Source organism: Polaromonas sp. P1_E1_2, from assembly GCF_056406035.1.
This window is the reverse complement of record NZ_JBFUAZ010000922.1, coordinates 1-1,071: the sequence shown is the minus strand read 5'-3', so window position 1 is coordinate 1,071 and position 1,071 is coordinate 1. Positions and strand designations below refer to the sequence as shown.

The window sequence follows — 1,071 nt, the reverse complement described above, 5'->3', positions numbered from 1 at the left end:
GGCGTCATGGGGCGATGGTAAAGCGGGGAAGGAAGTGGGAGGGCGAGACGAGGGGGTGTCGGTGCCCCGCGTTACGTCGCGTAAAAAAATGAAAGGTTTTTATCCTACATATTCCCGGGAAAAGTGCTGGATGGAAACCGCAAACGCTTCCCTAGGATGAAAACAGGTTCACAGGGAGGCCTGCCATGTTTTCTGACCACTTGCAAAAATTCGACAAAATGCCTTACAAGACGCTGCTCTGGGTAGCGGCTGGGCTGGTGTTTGTTTGCCAGCTGGCAGCCTTCGCGTTTGTGGCGGACGGGCAAGTCACCAAAGCCAGGATCCGCGACTATCAGCGCCAGGCTGAAGTGCAGGCGATTGCGCAGTGCATCGAAAACACCGCCGGTGCCGCCCGCCAGGGTTGTATCCAGCAGGCCCGCGTCGCGGCCGCCTCAGCCTTGCCGCCCGTCATCACCAGCGCGCAAAAGGGTCAGGCTGTGGCCGATTCATCGGGGGAGTCCGGCGGTGTGATGGCCAGCAACGCAGCAGGCGCCACTGTCAGCAGCATGCTGCCAATGCAGCCTGCACAGGGCTTTATGCCGGCGTCCTTCGCCATCCGCTGATTCAGCAATCATCGGAAGGTCTTACGGCCGGTGCGGTTAGTATGGCCGCGATGGACATGTCACGCCTGTTGCGTCTTTACCAGCCGCGAAACCCCCTGTTCTGGCTGATGCTCGTGCTCAACGGGCTGTCTCCTTTGCTGGCCTGGGTGGTACATAACCGTCCCTTGAATGCCTGGGCCACGGTGCTGGTCACCTGTTTTGCGCTGGGTAACGCCGTGATTGGCACATTCCTGCTGTGGCGATTGCTGCGCAATGAGCCTGCCATGCCCGCGCAGAATGCCGGCGCGCAAGACGCTAACCCTGACGTTAATTGACGGCCCCGGCGCCTTTGACGATGTCGTGCGGTGTGGCCAGCGCCGCCGCTATGGCCAGCCGCAACCCGCGCACGATCTCATCGAGCGGCAAGCTGGGCGCACCCTGTTCGGGCACATAGGGCACATGGATAAAACCGCCACGCGTGCGCCTGAAG

Annotated in this window: 3 protein-coding genes; 2 read left to right on the top strand and 1 reads right to left on the bottom strand. The window is 61.1% G+C overall.

What is annotated here, in order from left to right:
• Positions 1-185 precede the first annotated feature (185 nt).
• Complete coding sequence (locus AC1D1P_RS24120; protein WP_477674758.1) at positions 186-602, top strand: hypothetical protein; 417 nt, start codon at positions 186-188, stop codon at positions 600-602.
• A 41-nt stretch (positions 603-643) separates the two neighbouring features.
• On the top strand, positions 644-916 hold the full coding sequence (locus AC1D1P_RS24115) for a hypothetical protein (RefSeq protein ID WP_477668104.1): 273 nt from the start codon (positions 644-646) through the stop codon (positions 914-916).
• Here the strand turns inward: AC1D1P_RS24115 and AC1D1P_RS24110 are convergent.
• A partial coding sequence (locus tag AC1D1P_RS24110) for a pyroglutamyl-peptidase I family protein (RefSeq protein WP_477674759.1) occupies positions 909-1,071 on the bottom strand: 163 nt, incomplete at its 5' end. The genes AC1D1P_RS24115 and AC1D1P_RS24110 overlap by 8 nt on opposite strands.

Bases quoted from the DNA above. Each gene is read 5' to 3' on its own strand.
- AC1D1P_RS24120 (WP_477674758.1), top strand. From the start codon at position 186: ATGTTTTCTGACCACTTGCAAAAATTCGACAAAATGCCTTACAAGACG.
- AC1D1P_RS24115 (WP_477668104.1), top strand. From the start codon at position 644: ATGGCCGCGATGGACATGTCACGCCTGTTGCGTCTTTACCAGCCGCGA.